Raw genomic sequence first — 24,728 nt, forward strand, 5'->3', positions numbered from 1 at the left:
AACAAGGGGGACACATGAGCTTTTTTCCAGAAGGTGCCCTGGGCGCCTACAACGGTCTGAATGGCCTCAACGGTCTGAACGGTCTCAACGGCCTGAACGGTCTAAACGGGCTTGCCGCGAATGGCGGCGAGAGCCCGCTTCTGGCGGAGGCGCTTCTCACCACCAGGGACGGGATCGTAGGCACCCGGCTTGACGATATTTCCCCGGTTGAGCCCGGCTTGCCGGACAGTGTCAAAAACCTGGTGCGTCTGTCCGCCGGCGAGCGCGCCGCGATCTATCAGTCGATCCTCGGGCCGAGTGTCGATATCACCGTCAGAACGGGAAAGCGCCAGCCAACCGCGATCCTGTGGCGGCGCGGTGCGGAAACCGGCAAGGACAGGTCGGTCAGTTTTGAAAAGATGGTGTCGCTGAAGGCGCCGTCAGTTGACCAGTTTCGGATACAGCTGGATCAGGTTTCCGGCTACGCGCAAATTCGTCAGGACCGCGCGGCGGAGATCGTGGCGCAGCTCGGTGTGCCGACGCCCTTCTTTGCATCCGTCAATTTCCTCAATGGCGCGCGTACGCCCTACACTCTGGAATTCCTGTTCGCCGCGCTGAGTTTTTCACTGCCGGTGATCCAGCGCATGAAATTCGCCCTGGCCATCAAGCGCCCGATCGAGTTCTCGCCGCAGATCCAGCCGATGATCCCGACACCGACCCACGGCTCGCTGCCCAGCGGCCATGCCACGGAAGCGTTTCTGATGGCACGGCTGCTCTGGAAGATCCTGATCGAGAGCAAGACCCCGCAGTATAACGACAGGGCCTATTGGGGCGATATGCTGATGCGGCTCGCGGCGCGCATCGCAATCAACCGCACGGTGGCCGGCGTTCATTTTCCCGTCGACAGTGTCGCGGGGGCCTTGCTCGGTTTGACCATGGCGGACCATGTCAGTGCACTGAGTGGCGGCCCGGCCTGGACGAGCGCCACGTTCGACGGTCCGAGTTTCGATCCCGCCGAGGATTTTGACTGGCACGCCCTGTATTCGGCCGCCGACGATCGCCAGAAAAGAGAATCCGCCACTGGCGGGAAAATCTGGGCAACGTCCGAGGATCATTCCACGTCCAGAACACGGGTGAAATCGGAAATTCTCGAGTGGCTCCGGGCCAAGGCCGTTGACGAGTGGAGAGACCTTCACGACTAGGGCCCCGCACCGAAACCCGATTGTCCACCGATCCCGAGGCATCTTCGAACGATCAACTTCGGGATGTTGACGCGGTTCACAATGAACATCCGTCGATCCATGCGAAAGGCGAGTCCATGACAGACTGGACCTTGAATCCCGAAATCAGCAAGTGGCCGGTGCTGGACCATGTCACCGACTACCGGCTGACACGCCAGAACCAATTCTATAGCGAAGGCCGACGCAAAACCTGGTGGTCCGTCCTGATCGAGCTGGAGGACACCAGCATCGATCAATTCAAGGCGAAGACCAAGAGATTTGCAAGGGATCTTCTGATCCCGGCTGCCTATGACGCAGCCGACAGGGCAGCGGAACCAAAGCGTCAACCGGTCGCGATCTTCGCCCGCACTCCGCTGATTTCGAGGCTGAACCGGATAGGCAATCCGTTTGGCGTCACCTCTGTGCATCTGGGGGCGGCGATCCCGGAACGGTATCTCGACCGGTCCGCCGTTTCTCCCTCCGCAAGCGAGATTACCGTCTCGGACGACACGGTGATCCAGGCGGTCATCGACGATTCGATCGCGATTGCCCATGACCTGTTCCGGACCGGCGCGAGCGAAAGCAGGATCGAACACGCCTGGCTCATGGGAACATTGCCGACGGAACAGGGATCGCACAGTTCCATGGGGCGGATCCTGGCCCGCGCGGAGACCGAGCGTCTCCTGGAAGACTGCAATTATGGCGGCTATCTGGATGAAGACCTGTTCTACAGAAAATCCGGTCAGGTCGTCCCGGGGAAACAGGTGATCTCGAATGTGGCCTTGCGCAGGTCTCACGGAACGCATGTGGGCGCGCTGGCGGCAGGCCATCACATGTGGGAGCAGTGCGAGACCAGGCCGATTATTTGTGCCGCGCTGCCGATGTTCGTGGTCGAGGACACCACGGGGTCCGACAGTCTGCCGCTGCTCTATCTGGCGTTTCATGACCTGATGAAGCAGGCCAGACGGTTTCGCACGGAGAGCGGTGCGCTGGCGCCCGTGGTGATCAACTTTTCCTATGGCAATACGGCGGGGCCTCACGACGGGACAGGTCCGTTCGCACAGATATTCGAATATTACCTGGGGGAGGCCACCGATGGCCGCGATCGCCAGAAGGCGTGGCTGACACTTCCCGCGGGCAACAGCAACCTGCAGCGCCTGCACGCGGTGGATACAGGAGAGGAGCCGGAAAAAGACACCTGCCTCGACCTGACGGTGCTGCCCGACGACCGGACTTTGTCGCAGCTCCAGATCTGGCTGCCGAATTGCGATTGGGATCACCAGCTCGACTTCGCCAGGATCTCCGTGACGCCGCCGTTCGGGGGGCAAGAGGCCGGCATCCAGACCCAGCCCGGGGAGCATGTCAGCCTGGTCGACGGCACGGGACATGAAATCGCGCGGCTGGCCTATCAGTTCGTGGGCTTTCCGACGTCGCGCGGGCTGGTCACCCTGTTGCTCAATCCCACGGGCAGCCTTGAGGCGAACTGTGCCCTGGCCAGCGCCGGCGTCTGGAAGATCAAAATCCACCGCACCGAAAACGTGCCTGTCGAGCCTTTTCATGTCTGGGTACGCCGCGACGAGACCTTGCCCGGCTTTCAAACCGGTGCAAGGCAGGCCTTCTTCAGCAATCCGTCGTACATACGATATGACCGTTTCGGAGCACCACTTCCCGTCGATCCGCCGAACAGCGATTGTCCGGTGCGCCGGTCCGGGACACTCAGCGGATTCGGCTGCGGACAGTCTCCGGTTGTTGTCGGTGCCTGGACGATGAGAAGCGCAGAATTGTCGCCGTATTCGTCGGCAGGGCCTGTCGTGCCGGGCTGGCGTAAAGGCACTCCGGACCGGACCGGGCCCGACCTCGTCACGAAAAGCGATACCAGTGTCGTCCTTCGCGGGATCTACAGCGCCGGCTCAAGATGCGGAAGCTGGGTCCGGATGTCGGGAACCAGCGTGGCGTCTCCCCAGGTGGCACGGCTGGCGTGCGATACCATCGGGGACTACCCAGGCACCGCCCGGCAATGGTGTCGCTCCGCAGCAGAGCGGCATCCGCTTCCGATTGCGGGCGAGCCGAGCAGGACGCGCACCGGAGCTGGTGGCGTTGCGACCAGTTGGTTGTTCCCGGGGCGCGCGCATCCCGGGGCCGTTGACGAACCTGTTGAATGAGGCCGGGTTCGCAGGAGCCCTACGCTGCGCGGAGCAGGCTTTCAAAAAGCATTCTGCCGTCCACGCCGCCATGGAGCGGCTCGATCAGGTTTTCCGGGTGCGGCATCATTCCAAGCACGTTGCCATCCTTGTTGGTGACACCGGCAATGTCGTTGATCGAACCGTTCGGATTGGTGCCTTCGGCATAGCGGAACACCACCTGGTCATTGTCCTCGACACGTTTGAGCGTGTCTTCGTCGGCGAAATAGTTGCCGTCGTGGTGGGACACTGGACAGCGCCAGACCTGACCCTTGAGGAACCTTGAGGAGAACCGGGTCGCGGTATTGACCGTTTCGATCCTGACTTCCTTGCAGACATAGGTCAGGCCCGCGTTGCGCATCAGGGCACCGGGCAACAGGCCGGCTTCGGTCAGGATCTGGAAACCGTTGCACACGCCAAAGACGGAAACGCCGCTGTTGGCCTTGGCCACCAGGTCCTTGAGGATCGGGGAGCGTGCGGCGATGGCGCCGGAACGCAGATAGTCGCCGTAGGAAAACCCGCCGGGGACCACCACAAGGTCCACGTCCGGAAGCGTGCTTTCCGTGTGCCAGACGCTTTGCGGCCTGGTGCCGGTGATCAGTTCCAGGGCATGGAACATGTCTCGGTCGCGGTTGGAACCCGGAAAAACGATGACGGCGGTTTTCATTTGTGAACCCATGACCTAGAGCAGAACGATGACGGCAATGAAGGCCGCCAGGGCCGGAACCAGAATGAAAACGGCCGCCTTGACGGCAAGCAATGTGATTGCCTTGCGGGTGTCTTCATCCATGGCAGTTGACCGGACTTCAGTCGATTTCGATAGCGTAGTTCTCGATGACGGTGTTGGCGAGCAGCTTTTCGCACATCTGTGTCAGCTCGGTCCTGGCGGCATCCTTGTCCGACCCTGTCAGCTCGACATCGAAGATCTTGCCCTGCCGGACAGACCCGATGTCGTCAAAACCCAGGCCGCCGAGGGCCCCCTCAATGGCTTTTCCCTGAGGATCGAGCACACCGTTTTTCAAGGTGACGATCACACGTGCTTTCATGGGGTCCTGTCTCCGTCAGCGCCGGGCCGGAGCATCCCGCGTTCTGTTGAACGCAGACAAGAAGCTCGCCCGCTTTGAAACCGATCAACTTTTTTATCTCCAGCCGGTTGCGCCCGGAGGTTCGCTGATCAAGCCTGTTGGAAGGCTGATTACACCAGCTTGGCGTGGTCTGGAAAGGCAGGCCGTTCAAAAAAACGGATAATCTTCCGAAATGAGCCGGGGGAGTGTTGCGCAGGTCCGGATGGCACCAGACGGAAAGACAGGTCTTCGTTTTCTCGGTTTTTATCAAAAACAGGGAACCGGCCCGGGTTTTTCGGGGAATTGACCTGGGTGGATTTGTAAATGTCCGGTCATTACAGGCTTTCAGGACATGCTATCCGCACGGCTGCCGCGCCGAGAAGCAGTATGTATCCGATCAACAGGCACGCCTGATCCCGCCAGCGCCAACCTTCCACGTTTTTCCTGTGTTTTTCGGCGAGAATTTTGCGTGTGCGTGCGCGAAACTGGCTGTCGTTCTCGGCTTCATTGTCCGCCTGCTGGACCTGGTGAAGCCGGCGTTTTCGGGAATTGAGGTCCCAGACGGGAACCGCAAGGAGCGCGATCCCGGAAAACGTCGCCAGGTTCAGCCACCAGCCGAATGAAAACATCAGGCGAGCACGAGCTCTTGTTCCTGACCATGTTCGATCTGGTCCGGAGAGATTGTCAGTGCCAGATGGCCGTCACAGGCCACGACATAGCGCTCTATCGATTCAAGCCCGGGCACGGGGCCGGTAAGGGCCTCCATTCGTGCGATGACCGACTGGGTCATGCCCGACTTCCTTGCGACGTCGCTCTGGGTCATCGCACGCGAATCGCGAAGCGCACGGAGCTTTTTCGCAATGGATTGCTTGCGGGCGTGCTTTTCCTGCCGCTCGACGACATCCGGACGCGCGTCACGCATACGTTTGCGGAAGGACTTGTTGTCGTTGCTCATTGTCTTTTCTCCCATGTCGGATCGACAAGGCCGAATTGCCGGATTGCGAGCCGGCTGCCCCGTTCGCAAGCCTTTTCGGAAACAGGCAGGGTGCCATGTATCCAGCGGGGGAAACCGGATGCTTTCTGATCGATCGAGAGTATCAGCACCCTTCTGGGGCAATCGGGAAGGGGGACCGCATAGAGTTCGAACTGGTCAGCGAGTTGGCCACATCGATCGTTGAGGCTCGGATCATTTTCCTCAAGAATATCCAACATGCTTGCAAATCCATTGGCACAGGGGAGCGAGAGCCTGGAAAATTCTTCCACAATCTCGTCTTCGCAACCTGGCACGGGCTCCACCTTGAAAGTTGTCATCGGTTTCCGAAATCCTCTTGAAATATAGCAAATTTGCTATGAAATTCAATTGAAATCCGCTGGCGGCGTGCAGCAGATCCTGGGATGGCTAAGGCAAGTCATTACTTTAAAAGGATTTTTTAAAAAATCTATCCATGCAACAAGGCCGATATCATAGATTGAATTCGGTCAATTTCAATCTGTTCAGGCTGTTGAGACAGTTCAGGCGATTGCGCGGCCACGATCGTTCATCGGAAACCAACGCAAGAAAGCGGGTGTTCCGGGTCCGGCAAATTTCCTGATCTCGTGGCGATGGTCACTCGGGTTTGAGTGAGCGGCATATGGGAGAGCGTGCCGGAGCAACATGCGGTCACGGGAACGCATGTTGCTCCGGATCCGCGGAGTTTACTGCACCAGGGTCGGACCGGAGCCGATCGGACGCTCGGTGCCCAGGATGATGCCGAGGCGTTTGGCGACTTCCTGATAGGCTTCCAGCATGCCGCCCAGATCGCGGCGGAACCGGTCCTTGTCCATCTTGTCGTTGGTCTCGATGTCCCACAGACGGCAACTGTCCGGAGAGATCTCGTCGGCCACGACAATGCGCATCAGGTCGCCTTCGAACAGGCGGCCGCATTCGATCTTGAAATCGACAAGCCGGATGCCGACACCCAGGAACAGGCCGGACAGGAAATCGTTGACCCGGATGGCCAGCGCCATCATGTCGTCCAGTTCCTGCGGGGTTGCCCAGCCGAAGGCGGTGATGTGCTCCTCGGCAACCATCGGGTCGTCGAGTTCATCGTTCTTGTAATAGAACTCGATGATGGAGCGGGGCAGCTGGGTGCCTTCCTCCAGACCGAGCCGCTTGGCGATGGAGCCGGCGGCGACATTGCGCACGACCACTTCCAGCGGAATGATCTCCACTTCCCGGATCAACTGCTCGCGCATGTTGAGGCGGCGGATGAAGTGGGTCGGAATGCCGATTGCGTTCAGATTGTTGAATATCAACTCGGAGATGCGGTTGTTGAGCACGCCCTTGCCGTCGATAATCTCGTGTTTCTTGTTGTTGAAGGCAGTCGCGTCGTCCTTGAAGTGCTGAACCAGGGTTCCCGGTTCCGGTCCTTCGTAAAGGATCTTGCCCTTACCTTCATAAATGCGCCGGCGGCGGTTCATTGGCTATACCGTTTTGCTATTTAGAGAAACTCGTGCAGGGCCATTGTGTACCTTGTCTGTTTTTCCACCGGGACGTACGCCGTCGACCGGCAGGCACGAGATGGCAGAATGCCCTGATTTGCGGCGCGGAACTTACCCGAAGCGGGACAAAAGTACAATCTAAGTTTGGTGCTTGCGGGGGAAGGAATGCGCAGAGCGGTTATGCTTTCGGCGCATGAGTGAAGGTACTGCGTTGATTTGCGGGCCTTGCAGGGATATGCAAGAGACCAGATCAACCCCATATGTGGGTAATTGCATCAGCGCAATTCAGGAGACGACAGGTATGAGCACATTCGACAAGCGCGAACAGGGATTTGAAAACAAGTTTGCGCATGACGAGGAGCTGCGGTTCAAGGCGAACGCCCGGCGCAACAAACTGCTGGGTTTGTGGGCTGCGGAGCTCCTGGGTTACGAGGGTGACAAGGCGCAGGAATACGCCAAGGAAGTCGTTCGCGCCGATTTCGAGGAGCCGGGCGACGAAGACGTGTTCCGCAAGATCCGCGCTGACTTCGACAATGGCAAGGTCGACCAGTCCGACCACCAGATTCGCCGGACCATGGACGAGCTGATGGCGACTGCGGTCGACCAGTTGCAGAACCAAGGCTGACGTCGCTTCAAGGCGCTTGAAAATTTCAGAAACGCCCGCCTGTCCCGGTGGGCGTTTTTCGTCTGGCCTGCCGACATTAAATTCCGGCAGACAGGGCCAACCTGACATCTTCCTGCAAAACGCCCTTGCGGCGAGCAGTCAGGGCGGATTTGATGCTCTCCCAGAAGAGGAGGACGCCCGTGACGGAAAAAAACAATCTTGCGGACAAGCTGCGGTCGGGAAAGCCGGTGATCACAGGCTGGTCCGTGCTGTGTGTACCTATGATCGCTGAAATGATGGCCAGGGGTGGCTATGAAGCGGTGACAATCGACCTTCAGCACGGCATGTACGACTTTGCCTCGGCCTGCGAAGCGCTCGCGGCGACGGCCCTGGGCGGTGCCCACCGGATTGCCCGAGTTCCGGTTGGCGACAACGCGCTGGCCGGCCGGCTGGCCGACATGGGCGCCGAGTGCCTGATTGCCCCGATGATCAATACGAAAGAGGAAGCGACCCGGTTCGCCAGGGCAGTCAAATATCCCCCGGTCGGCGACCGGAGCTGGTCGCCGTTCCGCGCGGCGATGCTCAACGGCCAGACCCAGGAAGCCTACCGGCAGATCGCGAACGCGCAAACGCTCTCACTCGCCATGATCGAGACCCAGGACGCCATTGACGCGCTGGACGACATCCTGTCGGTTCCAGAACTCGATGGCGTGTTCGTCGGGCCGAGCGACCTGTCGCTGTCCCTGTCGAACGGGGCCGGGCTCGATCCCAACGGTGAGGCGACAGCGAAAGTCTGCGCCGCAATCGCGGACAAGGCGGTGAAGGCAGGCAAGATTGCCGGCGTCTTCTGCATGAACGCGGGCAAGGTGCGGGAGGCCATCGGCCAGGGCTTCAGCCTGATCACACACGGCATCGACCGGTCGTTTGTCGGCGATGCCATCGACGAGGCACAGCGCGAAGTGGACGAGGCGACCTCCGGTTCACCGCGCTGAGAGCGGTGCGAAAAAGCCCTGAGAATCAGCCCAGCCGTTTCATGAAATGGGCAAAGGACATCATGCCTTCGGGCCAGGGGCCGTGGCCGCTTTCCAGGTTGATGTGACCGGCCTCGCCCGCGTCCTGAAAGGTCGTGCCCCAGGCCTTGGCGAAGTCCTGGGCACGTTCGAAATCGCAATAGGGATCGTTGCGGCTGGCGACCAGATGGGCCGGAAAGGGCAGCGGATCTCTGGGGATCGGCTTGAAATCGCCGCCGTCGAATTCCGGCACCAGGCCGTCGCGGTCCCAGTCGGACGGAGCAACCAGATACGCGCCCCGGATCTTGTCCTTGAGTACATGCGCGCCATGGGCAACAAGAATGCAGCCGAGCGAATGGGCGACCAGGACAACCGGTTTGCCGGCGGCGTCGACTTCCTTCACCAGCGTGTCCAGCCATGCCTGCCGGCCGGGACGGTGCAGCTCGGCCTGGCTTACGACACGGGCGCTCGCCATCTTGTCCCGCCAGCGCAGCAGCCAGTGACCCGGGAGCGTCCTGCCGTATCCGGGGATGAGCAGAATATCGGTCTCTGAGATCTTCATGGGGACACCCGTTCGCTGCGTTCGGACTTTGTGCCGCTCTCTGACAGATGACCGGGGACCTTGTCAAACCGCTCCTTCCAGGCAGCGGGAAAGCCGGCGGGTTTGCCGGCTTTCAGACTTCGGTCAAAATCGTTTGAAACACCGCTCATCGCTCCGGACAGGTCAGGCGCGCCAAAAATGGCGAACCGGCTACCGCCCGGAAGGCGGAGACGCGGTCAAGGGCAGTCTGGTCCTGTCAGCGCGTGTACGGGGAGACGCAGGCGCGCCGCGGACCGTTGTACGGCTGGAAGGTATTGTCGGCGGAGCGGTAGGACCTGTAACGCTGGTTGCACCACTGATAATGGGCCGGCGTCAGGCCGCGGGCTTGACGACGACCATGCCTGGGATCGGGCCCGTGACCTGGAACGTATCGCGGCCCGGTGTTGCGATGTGTCGGCGCGAAGCGCAGGGAAAAGGCTGCAGGCGGGAACCACCAGCCATTGTGCTGCCGGTAGCCCTTGCGCGGCTTGCGATACCCGCGGTGGCCGTTGTGGTAGTTCGGCCCGCGATTGCCCTGGTGCCCGTTGCTGCGGTGTCCGGGACGGTGATCAGCGCGCACGAGCGGGGCGGCGTCTGTGTGCTGCGAGACCGCCGGGTTCAACGGGGCCAGGGGAACGGCGTTGGCCGGAAGCGGACCGCCGAGCAGAAAGGCGCTGGACATGATGCCGCTGAGAACAAGTGCTTTGAATTTCATGTGTGTCTCCATCCTTGTGGCTTGAAAACGCCGTAAGCGTGCGCCGGTTCCGCAGCCCAGGCGAAAGACCGGTGGTCCGGATCAGGAGAGTGGCCCGTAAAACCCGTGTTTCAGGGCGCGCGCCCAGCCGGAGCGGCCGTTCTTTTGCGCTTCGAGCGCCGCGGCGTCCCAGTCGTAGGACAGGATCTTTTCCTGAAAGTTCCAGGCACCGCCATTGCTGGTCATCAACGCGTAGCGGGCATGGGGGCTGCCGGCCTCCATGATATGGTGGTGCGGGTGGGTGTCTTCATAGGACGGCAGTCCGACACTGCCCGGATTGAGAAGGATCTGCCCGGTTTCCTGAAGACGGATCAGGCGGGGAATATGGGTGTGGCCGCAGCAGACGACGGATGCGGTCTCGCCCTTCAGTTCGCTCAGGAGGGTGTCCTCGTCGGGCAGATGACCCTTGGGGCCCTCGACCTTCTCGGTCAGGTAGCGGTCGTCATTGTCTGGTGTGCCGTGACACAGGAAGATGTCGGCGTTCAGGCGGATGGTCGGTCGCGTGGTCGCCAGCCACGTCCGGCTTTCCGCCGAAAGGCGTTCGGCGGCGAAGGCATCGGTCGGTCCCATCTTCTCAACCGGGTCGTCGAGCACGATCCTGTCGTGATTGCCGCGCACGGTCGGCCAGTTTGTCTCCCTGAGGATTGCGGCGGTTTCCTCCGGCCACAGCGGGCCGGAAACGCAATCGCCCAGATTGACGATGATGTCGGGCGCCTCGGCCCGGATATCCGCAAGAACGGCCTCCAGGGCCAAGACGTTGCCGTGAATGTCTGAAATGACCGCGATTTTCATGAGACCCCGCCGCTGATATCAATTGGCATCAATGAACCGGTGACCCTGCTCATCGCCCTTGCTCTCGCCCTTGTCCGACCTGGCCGGGCCTGGCCGATCCGGCAAGGGTGAGCGCGTTGCGCGATCACCGGCGGGTGCGTATCAGTCTTCCCCGAACACCCGCTTGAAGATCACATCGACATTCTTGGTGTGATAGCCAAGGTCGAAGCGGTCGCGGATTTCGTCTTCGGAAAGATAGTTGCGCACGTCGGCATCGCCGAGCAGTTCGCTCAGGAAATCGACGGAGGCGGAGCCGGCGACCTGGTAGCTGTCCCAGACCTTCATGGCGTTGCGCTGGACCAGGCGGTAAGCGTCCTCGCGCGAGGACCCTGCCTGGGTCAGGGCCAGCAGGATGCGCTGGGAGTGCACCAGGCCGCCGAGGCGGTCCATGTTGCCGGTCATCCGGTCCGGATAGACCATCAGCTTGTCGATGACCCCTGTGAGCCGGACCAGGGCGAAGTCGAGGGTGACGGTCGCGTCCGGGCCGATCATGCGCTCGACGGACGAGTGCGAAATGTCGCGCTCGTGCCAGAGCGCGACATTTTCCATGGCCGGGATCGAGAACCCGCGCACAAGGCGGGCCAGGCCGGTCAGGTTTTCGGTCAGCACCGGGTTGCGCTTGTGAGGCATGGCCGAGGAGCCCTTCTGGCCCTTGGAGAAGAATTCCTCCGCTTCCAGGACCTCGGTGCGCTGCAGGTGACGGATCTCCGTGGCCACGCGCTCGATCGACGAGGCGATCACGCCGAGCGTGGCGAAATACATGGCGTGGCGGTCGCGGGGGATCACCTGGGTGGAGACCGGTTCGGCCTGAAGGCCCATGGCCTTGGCGACATGCTCCTCGACAGCCGGGTCGATGTTGGCGAAGGTGCCGACGGCGCCGGAAATGGCGCAGGTGGCGATTTCCGCGCGGGCGGCCACGAGGCGTGTCCTGCAGCGGTCGAATTCGGCGTAGGCCTCGGCCATCTTCAGGCCGAAGGTGACCGGTTCGGCGTGGATGCCGTGGGAACGGCCGATACAGACCGTGTCCTTGTGTTCCATCGCGCGGCGCTTGAGCGCGGCCAGCAGCGCGTCCATGTCGGCCAGCAGCAGGTCGGTCGCCTTGACCAGTTGAACACTGAAGCAGGTGTCCAGCACATCCGAGGAGGTCATGCCCTGGTGGATGAAGCGGGCGTCATCGCCGACGATTTCGGCCAGATGGGTCAGGAAGGCGATGACGTCGTGCTTGGTCTCGCGTTCGATCGCGTCGATGCGCTCGATGTCGAAGGTGGCGCTGCCGCCCTTGGCCCAGATCGTTTTGGCGGCTTCCTTCGGGATCACGCCGAGCTCGGCCAGGGCGTCACAGGCATGGGCCTCGATCTCGAACCAGATGCGGAATTTCGATTCCGGCGACCAGATGGCAACCATGTCGGGACGGGAATAGCGCGGGATCATCGCTGGCAGGACCTCGTTTTTCAGGAATTCTGGCTGCGGAATAGCAGAGGGGGCCAGTCGCTTCAATGCGGCATGGCGGATTTTGCTTGCAGGACAGCCGCACAATGTGAATTTTATCGATCTCGGCAGTCCCGGGGGCATTTTTGAAGGAGAGGCGGATGACGATCTGGCGGCCGGCCACGTCGATTGCGGTCAAGGCCATGGCCCTGATCTGGCAGGACGACGCCCTGCTCTTGTGGGATGTTCAAGATGACAGCGGCAGGGTCACCGGAATGCGTCCCCTGGGCGGCACGGTGGAGTTTGGCGAACCCTGGCGCGATGCCCTGCAACGGGAATTCCTGGAAGAGCTCGGCGCGCGGATCACCCTGCTCGACAATTATTTCGTCATGGAGAATATCTACGAGCACCACGGAACGACCGGTCACGAGGTCGTCTTCCTGTGTCACGCTCATTTCAACGACAACAAGTTCTACAAGATGGACAGCATCGCCATCGAGGACGCCGGTGTCAGCCTCGGCACGGCGAAATGGGTCTTGCTGGATGAACTTAAGACCAGGGGGCTGGAGCTTTATCCGTCCGGACTGAAGGATCGGCTAGCAAGGCAGGAATCCGGCGGCCGTCCGGGGCGCACTTACAGTTGATCGTGGCGCGCCGAACCGGCTTCATTCTTTGTTGAATTTTACCATGCAGATATGACCGCGCCCGCTGCGTTCCGGCGGGTCCTGATCGGAGTATGATATGATTGTTAAATCAATTTCCTGTGCGGCGATGTTGACGGCTTTTCTGACTGCGGCGCCGGTTCTTGCCGCGGATGTGGATTTCGAGAGATTCATGAGCTCTCCTTCCGGTGCCGCCGGCCTCAGCGCCGCCATTTCCAGTCTCGGGACCTGTGACACCAGGCCGGTCTGGTCTCTCAGCTTCGATCCGGATATCGACAGGGACAATCCGAACCATGTCTACGTCGGCTGCCAGTACGACCCGGACTGGGAAGAGGGCGACGATCTTTACGATAAGGGCATTCTGGCGAAATTCCTTGAGCTGGAGGGCGTCCTGACCCTGGAAAGTCTGACCCAGTTGCCGTGATTTTGTCCCGTCGGGGCCCGGTTCTTTTCAATTGGCCCCGGAATGACGATTTTTCCCTACCGCCCTGACCAGACGCACAGCAAGACGTCCGGGGCGGTGGTATGCTTCATCGGTGCGGCGGCCACCGCACAAGGTGCCTGGGGTCGGGCGCCGATGTTTCAAGACGGATCGGATCCGGCCGGGCCATATTCCATCTGCTCGTCCATTTTTTCCTCGGCCATGTAGCGGTCGAACTTGTCCTTGTTCAGGCAGAGGCGGACGGCAAACACATAGACACCTGTCGCCAGCAACGCGACGACCGCGATGTCCGGTCCGACCGGAATGAGACCGGACCCGCCGCCGAAAGACCCGAGCCAGGAGAACAGCATGATCCCGACGAGAAACGGTGCGAGCCAGGCAGCCTCGCGCCAGTCGAGACTGTCGAACCCGCCCAGCCAGTTGCGGTAAAGCATCAGTGCGAAGCCAACCGCAAGGCAGAGGCCCAGATGCAGCATCGTGTCCCAGCCGCTCCAGTAGATGATCAAGGTGGCGACAATGAAGGCGAAGCAGCCGGTGACAGGCGCTGCCGGCAGCACAAACGCCCGCGGTGCCTCCGGCAACAGCCGCCGGAAGGCCAGCACCGCGACCGGTCCGACAATGAAGGACATGACGATCGAGGAGGTGTTGAGGGCGATCACTTCGTTGAAGGGCAGCAGCACGAAAAACAGGGCCGCGACAACGAAATTCACGACCAGCGCGAATAATGGCACGCCCCGGGCCGACAGGGTTTCTATGAATTTCGGAAACAGCCCGTTCTGGGCCATGGCGAGACCGAGCCGGGCATTGGAGCCGACGGAGACAAGGCCGGAGGCGAAGCTGGAAATGCGGGCGCTGGTATCGAGAATGCTGACGATCCAGAGCGCGCCGACGGCGGTCGCAAGGGCCGCCATGGGGCCGAGGTCCCCGGAGAAATGCAACTGCGGCCAGCCGCCCTGAAGCTGGTCGTGATCCAGCGCGCCGAGGAAGGCAATTTGCAGGGCGCCGTATATCACCAGGCAGATGACAAGACTGAGGACCAGCGCCAGAGGCACGTTGATCTTGGGGTTTTTGGCTTCTCCGGCCATGTCGATGACGTGGCGAAAACCGATCAGGGCGAAGATCACACCGCCGGTGGATATGGCCGACAGAATGCCCTTGAGGCCTTCGGGGGCGAAGCCGCCATAGTCGCTGAAATTGGTGATGCGGAATTCCGACGTCAGGATGACACCGGCCAGCAGCGCCGGCACCAGGATCTTTATCCAGGTGAGCGCCGTGTTGATCCGCGCGAAGAATTTTACACCGAAGGCATTGAACACCGTGAAAACCGCCAGGAGCACGCAGGCAACGCCAATCCCGGGCACGGTCAGATGGTCTGTTTCACTGTACAGCCAGGGCGCAAGGCTTTTGGAGTAGCGCAGGACCGCTTCCACCTCGATTGTGGCCGTGGTGTTGTAGCCGACCCAGGCGGTCCAGCCCATGGCCATCGAGACCACCGAGCCATGGGAGAAATGCGGCACCCGGCCGATGCCGCCGGCAACCGGCAGAATTGAGGCGATTTCGGCAAAGGTGGCCGCTAGCAGCAGCATGGCAAAGCCGCCGATCACCCAGGCAATCAGGGCGGACGGCCCGGCGGCCTGGGCCGCGAGCAAGGGGGCAAACAGCCAGCCCGACCCCAGAATGCCGCTGATGGCTATGAAGGTGAGGCCCAGCAGCCCGATATTGCGTTGCATATGCGCCAAAGCGAATCCCCCGATCCCTGTCCAGGCACGAGCTTAGCCGAGGCTGTGGCCCGACGGAAAGACACACCGGACCGGTTGCGGGTCCGGACGTGTCGTTGCGGGGCAGGTTGGCGCTTCGCAAGGTTCGGAATTCCGGCCGCTCCGGGCCCGGCAGACCGCCCGCGCATTGTGGCAGGCGCACATTCGGTTGACGCTGTCCGTCAGTCTTCGGCGGCTGACGCCCGGATCTTGTCGCGCATGCTGGCGGCACCCGATGCGATCCTGTCCAGGATCGCATCGATTGCCCAGTGCTTTTCGGCGACATCGTAGGGCACGGCCCGCGAGTGATCGCTGGCAAACGTGCCGAGCCGCTTGTGGAACCGCTTGGCGAGCTTTGGATAGCCGAAGGCTTCGCTGAGCGCGGACAGGACAAGGAACGTGTCCAGTTCACGGGCCAGGTCCGGTTCGCCGGGGCCGTGATCCAGCAGCCAGCGATAGAGGTCCGGGTGAAAATTGTTCATCACCCCGGAAAACCCCTGACAGCCGGCCTCTATTGCATCCAGCGCGATTGCGGCGTTCGCGTTGTTGATGACGAGCGGGCTGCCGGCAGTCAGCGACATGCGGCGCCGCACGGTTTCCAGATCGCAGGAAACGTCCTTCAGGAACCTGAAACGGCCGGTCTCCGCGCACCACTTCAATTCGTCATCGCTCAAGAGCCGCCGGTAGGGGGCCGGACATTCGTAAAGGCCCAGCGGAAGGTCCGGCGGAAGCACGCTGATCATGTCTTTCATGCGTTCCAGAAGCGTTCCCTCGGGATCCTGAGCACCTGCAAACCGATTGGTGACGAAGACGACCGCATCGACGCCGGTCTCCGCCATCGCCTTGAGTTCGGCCTTCTGCTCGTCCGAAGTGTCGGAGATATGGCCGGAGGCGACGACCGGCAGACGTCCGCCGACATGCTCGACTGTGAAGCGGGCAAGATCCCGGCGCTCCTGAAGGCTCAGGTGCTGCATTTCGGACGACTGGCAGACCGCGAAGAGGCCATTGGCGCCCATCTCGACATACCAGTCCAGAAGCCTGGCATAGCCGTCCCAGTCGATGCGGTCGTCGTGATGAAACGGTGTCAGCACCACCGGAAAAACGCCTGAGAAAACGTGTTGCATGGTCAAGTCCAAGGTTGAAGGCCGGATCAGCCGGCGTAGCCCATCAGTTCGGGCAGCCACAGGGTGATGCCGGGGAACAGGATCAGAAGAAGAAGCGCGAAGACGAGCACTGCCAGGAACCACCAGATTTCCCCGATGATCTCGACAAGGGGAATGCGTGTGACCGCGTTGATCACGAACAGCAGGATGCCGTAGGGCGGAGTGATCAGGCCGATCATGCAGTTGACGATGGCGACCACGCCGAAATGGACAAGATCGATGCCCAGTTCCCGGCAGGACGGGATGAACAGGGGAATGATCACGAGGATGATCGTCGAGGCATCCAGCAGGCAGCCGAGCAACAGGATCAGCAGGTTCACACACAGCAGGAACAGCAGCGGGTCGACGTCAAGCCCGCCAAGGGCACTGGCGACCCGGTTCGGCAGGTTCTCCGAGGCGACGATGTAATTGAGGATCAGGGCGCCGCCGATGACGAGGCCGACGGCCGCGGAGGAGCGTGCACTGGTGACGAGAATCTCGTAGAAACCATGCAGGCTCAGGGACCTGTAGAAGACGGCGGCCAGGATCAGTGCGTAGAGCGCGGCGACGGCGGCCGCTTCCGTCGGCGTGGTCACGCCGCCATAGATGCCGTAGAGCAGGATGGCGGGCATGAGCAGGGCGGGAAACGCCTGATAGGTGATCTTCGGAAAGTCGCTCAGGGGTACGGGATCTTCCACCGCAAAACCGCGTTTGTGCGAAATCCAGAAGTTCATTGTCATCAGCACGGCGGCCATCAGCAGGCCGGGCAGGATTCCGCCCAGGAACAGGTAGCCGATGGAGGTGTTGGAGACGAGGGCGTAGAGCACCATCGGGATCGAAGGGGGAATGATCGGGCCGATCGTGGCCGAAGCCGCCGTGATGGCGGCCGCATACCCGCGGGTGTAATGGCCCGACTTCGTCATCATGGCGATGATGACCTTGCCGACACCTGCCGCATCGGCGACCGCCGACCCGGACATTCCGGAAAAGACCAGCGAGGCCAGGATGTTGACATGTCCGAGCCCGCCGCGGAACCGTCCGACAAGGGCCACGCAGAACTGAAGCAGACGGTCGGATATCGTTCCGGCATTCATGATGTTTGCCGCGACGATGAACAACGGCACGGCCAGCAGGATGAAGCTCTGGTAGAGCCCGTCCATCAGCACCTTGCCGGCGACGCCGATGCTCTTGCCGTCGGCGATGAGATAGACGAAGGAGCCGACGAGGATGGCATGGGCGATCGGTGCGCCCATGGCGGCCAGAAGAAACAGGACCGTCAGGCACAGAAGAAACTCGGTCGTCATGCGTCGTCTCCTCCGGTCTTGTCCGCCCTGGCGGGGAGTTCCCGGCCGAGGATTGCCTCGGCGGTCGACCAGAGGGCGCGCAGGCCGACGACGGCCAGAAACACGAGGTAGATCGAATAGATGTCGCGCATGCGGATCCAGTCACCCAGGAGGCTGCTCAAGGTCGCGCTCTTCTTGAGTCGCAGGATCGCGAAGCGGCCCCAGGTGGGCTCGATGGAGGCGAGAAAGCCGATGCCGACCGCCAGTCCGGTGAGGCCGAGGAACAGACGCCCGACCGGGCGCGGCACGCTTGCGGACAGGATGTCGAATGTCACGTGGTCCCGTCTGCGCACGACAAAGGCATTGCCCCAGAAAATGAGCCAGACCCAGAGCGCAAGGCAGAATTCAAGCGTCCAGCCGTAGAGATCCGGGTTGAGGAAAGGCAGCACCGTGACAAGCCCATCGATACGCGCACCGTAGCGGACCGCGATCTGGATGATGAAGGTCGCGAAGATCAGCAGCATGAAGAGGGCGGTCACCGCTTCGCCAAATTGGCGCAGCAGACGTAGGAAATCGCGCATATCCGGTCATGTCCCGAACGGGCCGGTTCGCACCGCGGCAAGGGTCAGCCCATTGCCGCGGTGCGAGGGGCTCAGTTGCCGAGTTCGTTGATGCGGTCCAGCGCGCCCTCGGGCCAGGCGGCGGCAAGCTCGGAGTTCAGGTATTCCTGCTGCACCGTGGTGCGGAAGGCGGCCAGATCCGGCTCATAGATGTCGAGGCCCTGTTCCTTCAGGAAGGAGACAAGGTCTTCTTCTTTCTTGAGCTGCGCCTGGCGGGCTGCTTCCGCCGCATCGGTCGCCGCCTTCTGCAGGATTGCCTGCTGGTCGGCGCTGAGCTCGTCCCAGACCGCCTTGGAAAAGGCGATGTAGTTCAGGTCGACGAGATGCTGGGTGAGGGCGATCTGCTTGGTGACTTCATAGAACTTCGCATCGACGACAGTCGGAAGCGGATTGTCCTGACCGTCGACGGATCCGGTCTGCAGCGCGGTGTAGACTTCGGTAAAGGCCATCGGGGTCGGGTTGGCACCGAGTGCGCGGCCGAGGAACTGCCACGCATCGCTGCCCGGCATGCGCAGGTTCACACCCGCGAGATCTTCCGGCGTCTTGACGTCCTTCTCGGAGCGCGGAAAACGCAGGTTCACATGGCGCTTGCCGAGATACATGACGGCCAGCAGCTTGACGCCGAGTTCGTCTTCAACCTTCTGCTTGAAGGGGTCCATTACCGCGTCGTTGAAGACGGCGACCTGGTGCTCGGCGCTCTGGTGAACGTAACCGGCGGTGAAGATCGAGAACTCCGGGAAAAACGTGGCCAGTTCCTGGGCCGATGCGATCGACATTTCCAGGTCGCCCGTCGCGATCGACTCCAGCTCTGCGCCCTGCGCGATGAGCGAGGCATTGTAGTGCGGCTCGTAGACGGCAAAATCGGTCACGGCGGGGCCGAAGACTTCTGCCAGCGATACACTGCGCTGATCGGTTTCGGAGGCGGGTGTCGACAGGCGAAGGGTGACCTTGTCCTGCGCAAGCGCGGTAGGGGCGGTGGACACCATCAGGCTCAGCGCGAGAGCGCAAGCGGAGAAGCTGCGGCGGGTCAGTGACATTTCGATTTCCTCCCAGGTAGTTTTGCTTTTTTTGAGTGGTTGTGCACAAACCCTGACAGTTTGTACCGTCAACCTGGACATCGAACTAACATGTCAGTAACATGTTAGCAATGATTTTTATGGGAACGCCATGAGTGAGCCACCGATCTACCCCGCTCCGGACCGCAGCCGGGGGGAGCACGACGAACGGGTCGCAGGCGACGGCGCGCTCCGTCGGCGGGCTTATGACAGGATCGAGGATCTTCTGAATTCCGGGCGCCTGGCGCCTGGCCAGTTGATCTCGCAGCGCGAGCTCGTGGCCCTGACCGGGGCAACGCTGGGGTCCGTGCGTGAGGCCGTGCCGAGGTTCGAGGCCGAAGGCCTGCTCCTGACGGTCCCCAAGAAGGGGCTCATGGTGCCGGGCCTCGATGTGAAATTCGTTCGCGAAGCCTACCAGGTGCGCGCCATGATCGAGCACACCGCCGTTCCGGACATGATCCGCAATCTCGATGATGCGACGATCCGCGGTTTCATCGATGGCCAGAAGGCCCTGGAAGCGGAACTGTTGACTGCCGGGCGGGACGTTTCGGCCGATCTGCTCGATCGCATCCAGCGGGCGGACTGGAACATGCACGCCGCGTTCGTGGCGGCCATGGGCAATAGCCTCATCGACAATATCTACCGCGTCAACGCCATCAAGATACGGATGGTGGCGCAATCACGCCTGAAGGTGACCGGAACGAATGCCGGGCGGATCATGGGAGAGCATTTCAAGGTTCTGTCTGCCCTGGCCGCCCGCGACCGGGCGGCCACGGAGCGCGCCCTCTCGCTGCATCTCGGCAACTCGCTCCAGATCGCGCTGGGCGGCGAGGCTGCCCCCTTCGAGTAGAGGGCTCATGAAGTGGCACGCCCGGGGGCCTGGTGCTTCAGGTTCATGCACCCAGGACGGCGCGACAGGCGCCGGGTGCGCTCAGGCGTCTTCCGCGACCTTGCGGATCGCGGAAATGTTGCCTGCGTAGCTTTCGACCGTGCCACCCTTGAAGACGGCCGATCCGGCGACCAGCACGTTGGCGCCCGCGGCGGCGACCAGCGGCGCGGTGTCCGGGGTGACGCCGCCGTCGATCTGCAGGTCGATCGGACGGTCGCCGATCATGGCCTTGATGCGCCGGGTTTTCTCCACCTGCGAGTGGATGAATTTCTGGCCGCCGAAACCCGGGTTGACCGTCATGACCAGAATGAGGTCCAGCCGGTCGAGCACATATTCCAGAACACTTTCCGGCGTTGACGGATTGAGCGAGACACCGGCTTTCTTGCCCAGGTTCCGGATCGCCTGCAGCGAGCGGTCCAGATGCGGGCCGGCTTCGGCATGGACAGTGATGATGTCGGAGCCGGCCTTGGCGAAGGCTTCGAGATAGGGATCGCAGGGCGCGATCATCAGGTGGGTGTCGAACACCTTGTCCGTGTGCGGGCGGAGTTTCGCGATCACGTCCGGACCGAAGGTGATGTTGGGCACGAAATGGCCGTCCATGACATCCAGATGGATCCAGTCGGCGCCGGCCTCGACCACATCGCGGACCTCCTGGCCGAGCTTGGAAAAATCGGAGGCAAGGATGGACGGGGCGATCTTGATCTCGCGCGGCATGGCAGTCTCCCGGATTGGCCGGCACGGTCGTCTGGACAACCGGCTTCAGATGATGACGCCGCGCTAGCACTTCTCCTGCGTCCGGGCAAGACCGCGCCGCGGCGCTCAATCGGTTTAGGCGTTCAAAGCCGCCCGGTTATCGCCAGGTATCTGCGGTCCGGCCCTTCGAACCCAAGGCTGTCCATCTGGATGAGCACCGCGAACACCGGCGGGGCGTGTTCCGGAAAATGCGTGACGAAGCGCTCGATCCGGTAGGCAAGCGGACAGTTCCGGCTTGCCGGGACCGCGCTGTCCTCGTTGAGTGTCCTGGTCACGCCACCCCGGACCATGGTCAGCCGGAAGCCTCTTGTCTCGGCGCCATAGCCCTGACACTGTGCGTCGGGCAGAGCGTATTGGCTCAACGTGAGGTCAATCGGATCGTCACCTGGCTGGACCGTGTCGCGGGCGGCAACCAGCATCTTGTGCGGATCGGAGGTGAGTTCGGTACGCGGGTTGAACCCCATCGTCCGGCCCTTGCCGGCGACCGCCGTGTCCTGAAGCAGCGGCTGGGCTGCGAGGCGGTTTTCGGCCCGGGTTTGCGACAGGGCGCTGTCGCCGGGTTCGCCCGAGCCGGCCTCGACATCCTTGCGCAGGCGGAATGGCGAGGGCGGGACCCAGGTGTCGCCGATCACATCGATCACGAAGATCTCCGAATAGGGGAAACCCGAGCCGTCCTGGACGCCGTATTGCTCGAAGGCGAAGACATCGCCGGTCTTCGAGAACCCGAGAAGCTGAAGCTCGGCCGTGTCGCCGGCGGCGGCAGCCGGGACAAGGGTGAAGGCGGCCAGAAGAGCGGCCGCGCAGAAGCGCAGCCTCCCGGCCAGAAAATGGAAACGTGAGCGGACGATTGGCATGACACTCTCCCGGGCAGTGGTTGACGTGGAGAGACCCAAGCATATCACAGCCGGGTCGTCACACCGGCGGCGTCACAGGTTTCACGTTCTGGCGGCAGAAAACGCGCACGAATGGCTTCAGGATCATCGGCAGCAGGTAGATCGGGAACTGGCCGACCGCGAACCACAGCCAGGTGAGTTCTGGCAGGGTCCCGCCAAGGGCGGCCACCATCAGGCCCATGTTGCGGGTGCCGCAGGTATGGGCAATGGCATAGGCGTCTTCCCGGCTGGCCGGTGAGAACAGCAGCAGCGTCAGCAGGATCTGCACAAGGGCGAGTACGAAGGTGAGCGCGGTCAGGCCGAGAGTGAAGACCGGTCTGCTTGCGAAGCTTGCCGCAACGCCGTCCATGGCCGCTATGGCGAAAATCAGCAGCAGGACAACATTCAGGCCGCTGATGTGGTGGGCGCTTCGGCCGAGGCGTTCCGACCCGGCCAGCCGGCGCAGCGCCGCCGCGATCACGAACGCGCCCGCGAGCAGCAATGACAGCTGCGCTGCCAGTCCGCCGACACTCAGGGGCAGCGAGGGCCCGAGCATCAGTTCGCCGATCAGGGGCGCCGTCAGCGGAGTCACGATCAGGGCCGCCACGGACAGCGCCAGGCTGAGCGTGCCGTTCAGCCCGAGCAGGTAGATGAAGGCCGGGGCCGCCATCACAGGCGGGGCGGCGGTCGCGATGAACAGGGCCAGGACGGCGTCCGGGCCGAGGGCCTCCGGCCCGGCGGCGGCGACCAGGCCGAAGGTCAGGAGGGGCGTGCCGAGCATCATCCAGGCCAGTGCGGCAAGCAACAGCGCCGGCCGACGCAGGCGTTGTCTGAATTCAGCCGCGTCGAGGCGCAGAAAGGCGAGGGTCAGCAGGCTGAACACGGACAGTGTCAGATAGGGACGCATGGTGGACGAGAGGGCGGGCAGGGCGACGCCGATGAAGATACTCACCGCGAGCGCTGCCGTTCCGTGGCGCCCGATCCATGCCAAGCCTGCCCCGATCAAGCGAATCATTTAAAGTCATCTCCTGAAATGTCTGCTACGGCAGGCACTTCAGGGATTCTTATCGGATCGGACGGGGGGATGCCAGCCCCGGATATCAGGCCGGCCGGAACAGATATGACAACAAAAAAGAAGACGCAGACCCAGTCGTTCGACGTGATGGTGCTCGGTGCCGGGATCGTCGGCGTGTCGACCGCCCTGCATCTGCGCAGGCTGGGGCTGGATGTTGCACTGGTCGACCGGAGACATCCGGGTGAGGAAGCGTCCTATGGCAATGCGGGCATCGTCCAGCGCAACGGTTTCGTGCCGCACGCGGTGCCTGTCCGCTCGCTGCAGCTGCTCGGCATTGCGCTGGGCCGCTCGAGTGCGGTCACGCTTGATCTGGCCACGGTGATCCGGATGCTGCCCTGGCTGCGGCAGTACCATCTGGCCAGCACCGCCCGGGGCGCGGAAGCCTATTCCAGGGTCATCGCCCCGCTCAGGGCCTTTGCCGTCGCGGAGCATCTTGAACTGGCCCGCACGACAAATGCGGACCGTTTCTACCGCCAGGGCGGCTGGCTCCATCTCTACCGGTCCGAAGCCGCCTTCAGGGCCGGGGAGGCCGAGCGGCAATATGCGCGGGTCTTCGGCGTTGCCTACAAGGAACTTTCGGATGGCGATCTGGCGGGTCTCGAGCCGGGGCTCCTGGCCGCAGGCCTGAAAGGCGTGCACTGGCCGGAGAGCCGTTCCGTCTCGAACCCGGGGGCGGTTGTCGATGCCTTCTGGCGCGGGTTCATCCGCGAAGGCGGATGTTCCCTGCGCGGGGATGCGCAGCGGCTCACCCGCCAAAGGGGCGCCTGGCAGCTTCCGTGCGAACGCAGTGACGTCTTTGCCCGGCAAGTGGTGGTCGCGCTTGGGGCCTGGTCGGGGGATCTCCTGAAAAAGCTCGGCGAAACCTATCCGCATGCGGTCAAGCGCGGCTACCACATGCATTACCGGCCGGTGTCCGGTGCCTCGCTGTCGCGGCCAGTGGTCGACGTGGAGAACGGATTTGCCCTGGCGCCGACGGACAACGGGATCCGGCTGACGACGGGTGTCGAGCTGGCGCCGCGCGATGCGCCAGTCAACCCGGCCGTGATCCGGCGCGCCCTGCGGCGTGCGGAGGAGCTGTTTCCGCTGGGCCAGCCGCTGCAGGAAGACGTGTGGCTGGGGTGCAGACCCTGTCTGCCCGATTCGTTGCCGGTGGTCGGTCCGTCACCGGCAACACCCGGACTGTGGTTGAATTTCGGCCACGCCCATGACGGGTTCACGCTCGGTCCGGTCACGGGCCGGCTGCTTGCCTCGATGATCGCCGGCACAAAGCCGCTGCTGGATCCCGCGGGCCTGTCGCCGGCCCGGTTCTTGAGCTGAAGTTATTCAAACTCTGCTCAGGGAGCCGTATTTGGTCTGTGGACGTCGTTCGGAAATGCTTGTCAGGCTTGCACCTGGCTTGATGGACTGACCGGGTCGGGCACGTTCTTTCCGGACGGATCCTCTGAAAGAAGCGATCCGTAAAGCAGTTCGTCAATGAACAGCGAGAGCAATTGAGGCCGGCCGGAAACGCCGGCCTTGCGGTAGATCGCGTTGCACTGGGCTTTGACGGTGCCTTCGGCGGTCATGCGGATTCGCGCCATTTCGGCAATGGAAAATCCCTTCAGCGCAAGCAGAGCGACATCGGCTTCGGAAGGGGTCAGGGCCCAGCTCTCGAAATGTTCCTCAAGCATGACAGCAAAGGCGCCGGAGGCAACCTTGATCTGCTGTTCCAGGCGTTTTTGTCGTGTCATTGTTTTTCTGACCTCAAGCCCGGTGGCGACCAGACTGACGACGAGCGCGGCAACCACCAGGTTTTCCACGATGTCGTTGCCGATCACGGAGGCCGGGTTTTCTCCCCAGAACCAGTCGACCACTTCTTCCGTGACGAGAAAGAAAATGCAGATCCCCTGAAGGCCGAACAGCAGCCAGGGCCAGGTGATTTTCCAGTTTGGAAGAGGCGGCATGGTCTCTTTGGATCTCCGTGACAAGGACAGTCCGCATTGGGTCGGCACACAGGACAACCGTGGGACCATGATGCGCCGGTTCCGCCGTCAATCCAAGGCAGTAT

29 protein-coding genes are annotated in these 24,728 nt (G+C 62.1%); 8 read left to right on the plus strand and 21 right to left on the minus strand.

Annotation, left to right across the window (positions count from 1 at the left end):
* The first annotated feature begins 14 nt into the window (after positions 1 to 14).
* Positions 15 to 1,181: a phosphatase PAP2 family protein gene (locus tag WNZ15_RS06710; RefSeq protein WP_342892187.1), complete on the plus strand. Its 1,167-nt coding sequence runs from the start codon at positions 15 to 17 to the stop codon at positions 1,179 to 1,181.
* 116 nt (positions 1,182 to 1,297) lie between these two features.
* Positions 1,298 to 3,361 (plus strand): hypothetical protein, encoded by a 2,064-nt coding sequence (locus tag WNZ15_RS06715; RefSeq protein ID WP_342892188.1) that lies wholly within the window; start codon positions 1,298 to 1,300, stop codon positions 3,359 to 3,361.
* A gap of 19 nt (positions 3,362 to 3,380) precedes the next feature.
* Here the strand turns inward: WNZ15_RS06715 and purQ are convergent, their stop codons facing one another.
* From purQ to purC, 7 genes are all read right to left on the minus strand, one after another.
* A complete protein-coding gene (gene purQ, locus WNZ15_RS06720) occupies positions 3,381 to 4,046 on the minus strand; it encodes a phosphoribosylformylglycinamidine synthase subunit PurQ (RefSeq protein WP_342892189.1) in 666 nt (221 codons plus the stop codon).
* A 15-nt stretch (positions 4,047 to 4,061) separates the two neighbouring features.
* Positions 4,062 to 4,169 (minus strand): phosphoribosylformylglycinamidine synthase-associated small membrane protein, encoded by a 108-nt coding sequence (locus tag WNZ15_RS06725; RefSeq protein ID WP_342892190.1) that lies wholly within the window; start codon positions 4,167 to 4,169, stop codon positions 4,062 to 4,064.
* Positions 4,170 to 4,185: 16 nt separating this feature from the next.
* On the minus strand, positions 4,186 to 4,425 hold the full coding sequence (purS, locus tag WNZ15_RS06730; protein ID WP_342892191.1) for a phosphoribosylformylglycinamidine synthase subunit PurS: 240 nt from the start codon (positions 4,423 to 4,425) through the stop codon (positions 4,186 to 4,188).
* A gap of 353 nt (positions 4,426 to 4,778) precedes the next feature.
* Positions 4,779 to 5,072 (minus strand): hypothetical protein, encoded by a 294-nt coding sequence (locus tag WNZ15_RS06735; protein ID WP_342892192.1) that lies wholly within the window; start codon positions 5,070 to 5,072, stop codon positions 4,779 to 4,781.
* Complete coding sequence (locus WNZ15_RS06740; protein WP_342892193.1) at positions 5,072 to 5,398, minus strand: helix-turn-helix transcriptional regulator; 327 nt, start codon at positions 5,396 to 5,398, stop codon at positions 5,072 to 5,074. Before WNZ15_RS06740 ends, WNZ15_RS06735 begins: the two co-directional genes overlap by 1 nt.
* Complete coding sequence (locus tag WNZ15_RS06745; protein WP_342892194.1) at positions 5,395 to 5,754, minus strand: hypothetical protein; 360 nt, start codon at positions 5,752 to 5,754, stop codon at positions 5,395 to 5,397. Before WNZ15_RS06745 ends, WNZ15_RS06740 begins: the two co-directional genes overlap by 4 nt.
* 384 nt (positions 5,755 to 6,138) lie before the next feature.
* The gene (gene purC / locus WNZ15_RS06750) at positions 6,139 to 6,903 is read right to left on the minus strand and encodes a phosphoribosylaminoimidazolesuccinocarboxamide synthase (RefSeq protein WP_342892195.1); all 765 of its coding nucleotides are present in this window, start codon (positions 6,901 to 6,903) and stop codon (positions 6,139 to 6,141) included.
* Positions 6,904 to 7,225: 322 nt separating this feature from the next.
* Here purC and WNZ15_RS06755 point away from each other — a divergent pair, with 322 nt between their 5' ends.
* Positions 7,226 to 7,549: a DUF1476 domain-containing protein gene (locus tag WNZ15_RS06755; protein WP_342892196.1), complete on the plus strand. Its 324-nt coding sequence runs from the start codon at positions 7,226 to 7,228 to the stop codon at positions 7,547 to 7,549.
* A 179-nt stretch (positions 7,550 to 7,728) separates the two neighbouring features.
* Positions 7,729 to 8,520 (plus strand): aldolase/citrate lyase family protein, encoded by a 792-nt coding sequence (locus WNZ15_RS06760; protein WP_342892197.1) that lies wholly within the window; start codon positions 7,729 to 7,731, stop codon positions 8,518 to 8,520.
* 25 nt (positions 8,521 to 8,545) lie between these two features.
* Here the strand turns inward: WNZ15_RS06760 and WNZ15_RS06765 are convergent, their stop codons facing one another.
* From WNZ15_RS06765 to purB, 4 genes are all read right to left on the minus strand, one after another.
* Positions 8,546 to 9,100: an alpha/beta hydrolase gene (locus WNZ15_RS06765; RefSeq protein WP_342892198.1), complete on the minus strand. Its 555-nt coding sequence runs from the start codon at positions 9,098 to 9,100 to the stop codon at positions 8,546 to 8,548.
* Positions 9,101 to 9,335: 235 nt separating this feature from the next.
* Positions 9,336 to 9,833: a BA14K family protein gene (locus WNZ15_RS06770; RefSeq protein WP_342892199.1), complete on the minus strand. Its 498-nt coding sequence runs from the start codon at positions 9,831 to 9,833 to the stop codon at positions 9,336 to 9,338.
* Positions 9,834 to 9,914: 81 nt separating this feature from the next.
* On the minus strand, positions 9,915 to 10,664 hold the full coding sequence (locus WNZ15_RS06775; RefSeq protein ID WP_342892200.1) for a metallophosphoesterase family protein: 750 nt from the start codon (positions 10,662 to 10,664) through the stop codon (positions 9,915 to 9,917).
* 141 nt (positions 10,665 to 10,805) lie between these two features.
* The gene (gene purB / locus WNZ15_RS06780; protein ID WP_342892201.1) at positions 10,806 to 12,134 is read right to left on the minus strand and encodes an adenylosuccinate lyase; all 1,329 of its coding nucleotides are present in this window, start codon (positions 12,132 to 12,134) and stop codon (positions 10,806 to 10,808) included.
* A gap of 158 nt (positions 12,135 to 12,292) precedes the next feature.
* Here purB and WNZ15_RS06785 point away from each other — a divergent pair, with 158 nt between their 5' ends.
* Positions 12,293 to 12,775, plus strand: coding sequence for an NUDIX domain-containing protein (locus tag WNZ15_RS06785; protein ID WP_342892202.1), 483 nt, complete (start codon positions 12,293 to 12,295; stop codon positions 12,773 to 12,775).
* A 21-nt stretch (positions 12,776 to 12,796) separates the two neighbouring features.
* Here the strand turns inward: WNZ15_RS06785 and WNZ15_RS06790 are convergent, their stop codons facing one another.
* A complete protein-coding gene (locus tag WNZ15_RS06790) occupies positions 12,797 to 12,967 on the minus strand; it encodes a hypothetical protein (protein WP_342892203.1) in 171 nt (56 codons plus the stop codon).
* On the opposite strand from WNZ15_RS06790, the gene WNZ15_RS06795 reads away from it, so the two are divergent.
* On the plus strand, positions 12,966 to 13,217 hold the full coding sequence (locus tag WNZ15_RS06795; protein ID WP_342892204.1) for a hypothetical protein: 252 nt from the start codon (positions 12,966 to 12,968) through the stop codon (positions 13,215 to 13,217). The genes WNZ15_RS06790 and WNZ15_RS06795 overlap by 2 nt on opposite strands.
* 158 nt (positions 13,218 to 13,375) lie before the next feature.
* Here WNZ15_RS06795 and WNZ15_RS06800 read toward each other — a convergent pair whose 3' ends face one another.
* The 5 genes from WNZ15_RS06800 to dctP form a co-directional block, all read right to left on the minus strand.
* Positions 13,376 to 14,965 (minus strand): APC family permease, encoded by a 1,590-nt coding sequence (locus WNZ15_RS06800; RefSeq protein WP_342892205.1) that lies wholly within the window; start codon positions 14,963 to 14,965, stop codon positions 13,376 to 13,378.
* Between the two features lie 209 nt (positions 14,966 to 15,174).
* The gene (locus tag WNZ15_RS06805; protein ID WP_342892206.1) at positions 15,175 to 16,116 is read right to left on the minus strand and encodes a dihydrodipicolinate synthase family protein; all 942 of its coding nucleotides are present in this window, start codon (positions 16,114 to 16,116) and stop codon (positions 15,175 to 15,177) included.
* Between the two features lie 26 nt (positions 16,117 to 16,142).
* Complete coding sequence (locus WNZ15_RS06810; protein ID WP_342892207.1) at positions 16,143 to 17,438, minus strand: TRAP transporter large permease; 1,296 nt, start codon at positions 17,436 to 17,438, stop codon at positions 16,143 to 16,145.
* A complete protein-coding gene (locus tag WNZ15_RS06815) occupies positions 17,435 to 17,998 on the minus strand; it encodes a TRAP transporter small permease subunit (RefSeq protein WP_342892208.1) in 564 nt (187 codons plus the stop codon). Before WNZ15_RS06815 ends, WNZ15_RS06810 begins: the two co-directional genes overlap by 4 nt.
* Positions 17,999 to 18,069: 71 nt before the next feature.
* A complete protein-coding gene (gene dctP / locus WNZ15_RS06820) occupies positions 18,070 to 19,074 on the minus strand; it encodes a TRAP transporter substrate-binding protein DctP (RefSeq protein ID WP_342892209.1) in 1,005 nt (334 codons plus the stop codon).
* 130 nt (positions 19,075 to 19,204) lie between these two features.
* Between dctP and WNZ15_RS06825 the strand changes: the two genes are divergently transcribed.
* Entirely contained in the window at positions 19,205 to 19,942 is a 738-nt protein-coding gene (locus tag WNZ15_RS06825) for a GntR family transcriptional regulator (RefSeq protein WP_342892210.1), read from the plus strand.
* A gap of 81 nt (positions 19,943 to 20,023) precedes the next feature.
* On the opposite strand, the gene rpe is transcribed toward WNZ15_RS06825, so the two are convergent.
* The 3 genes from rpe to WNZ15_RS06840 form a co-directional block, all read right to left on the minus strand.
* Entirely contained in the window at positions 20,024 to 20,695 is a 672-nt protein-coding gene (gene rpe, locus WNZ15_RS06830; RefSeq protein ID WP_342892211.1) for a ribulose-phosphate 3-epimerase, read from the minus strand.
* Positions 20,696 to 20,817: 122 nt separating this feature from the next.
* Positions 20,818 to 21,588: a DUF2259 domain-containing protein gene (locus WNZ15_RS06835; protein ID WP_342892212.1), complete on the minus strand. Its 771-nt coding sequence runs from the start codon at positions 21,586 to 21,588 to the stop codon at positions 20,818 to 20,820.
* A gap of 58 nt (positions 21,589 to 21,646) precedes the next feature.
* Positions 21,647 to 22,621 carry a sodium:proton symporter gene (locus WNZ15_RS06840; protein WP_342892213.1) on the minus strand — a complete coding sequence of 325 codons (975 nt, stop codon included), beginning with the start codon at positions 22,619 to 22,621 and terminating at the stop codon, positions 21,647 to 21,649.
* Between the two features lie 105 nt (positions 22,622 to 22,726).
* Here WNZ15_RS06840 and WNZ15_RS06845 point away from each other — a divergent pair, with 105 nt between their 5' ends.
* Positions 22,727 to 23,998, plus strand: coding sequence for an FAD-binding oxidoreductase (locus tag WNZ15_RS06845; protein WP_342892214.1), 1,272 nt, complete (start codon positions 22,727 to 22,729; stop codon positions 23,996 to 23,998).
* A 62-nt stretch (positions 23,999 to 24,060) separates the two neighbouring features.
* Here the strand turns inward: WNZ15_RS06845 and WNZ15_RS06850 are convergent, their stop codons facing one another.
* Entirely contained in the window at positions 24,061 to 24,624 is a 564-nt protein-coding gene (locus tag WNZ15_RS06850; protein WP_342892215.1) for a helix-turn-helix transcriptional regulator, read from the minus strand.
* Positions 24,625 to 24,728: the final 104 nt, after the last annotated feature.

Source organism: Roseibium sp. AS2 (assembly GCF_038900065.1).
Taxonomy (GTDB): domain Bacteria; phylum Pseudomonadota; class Alphaproteobacteria; order Rhizobiales; family Stappiaceae; genus Roseibium.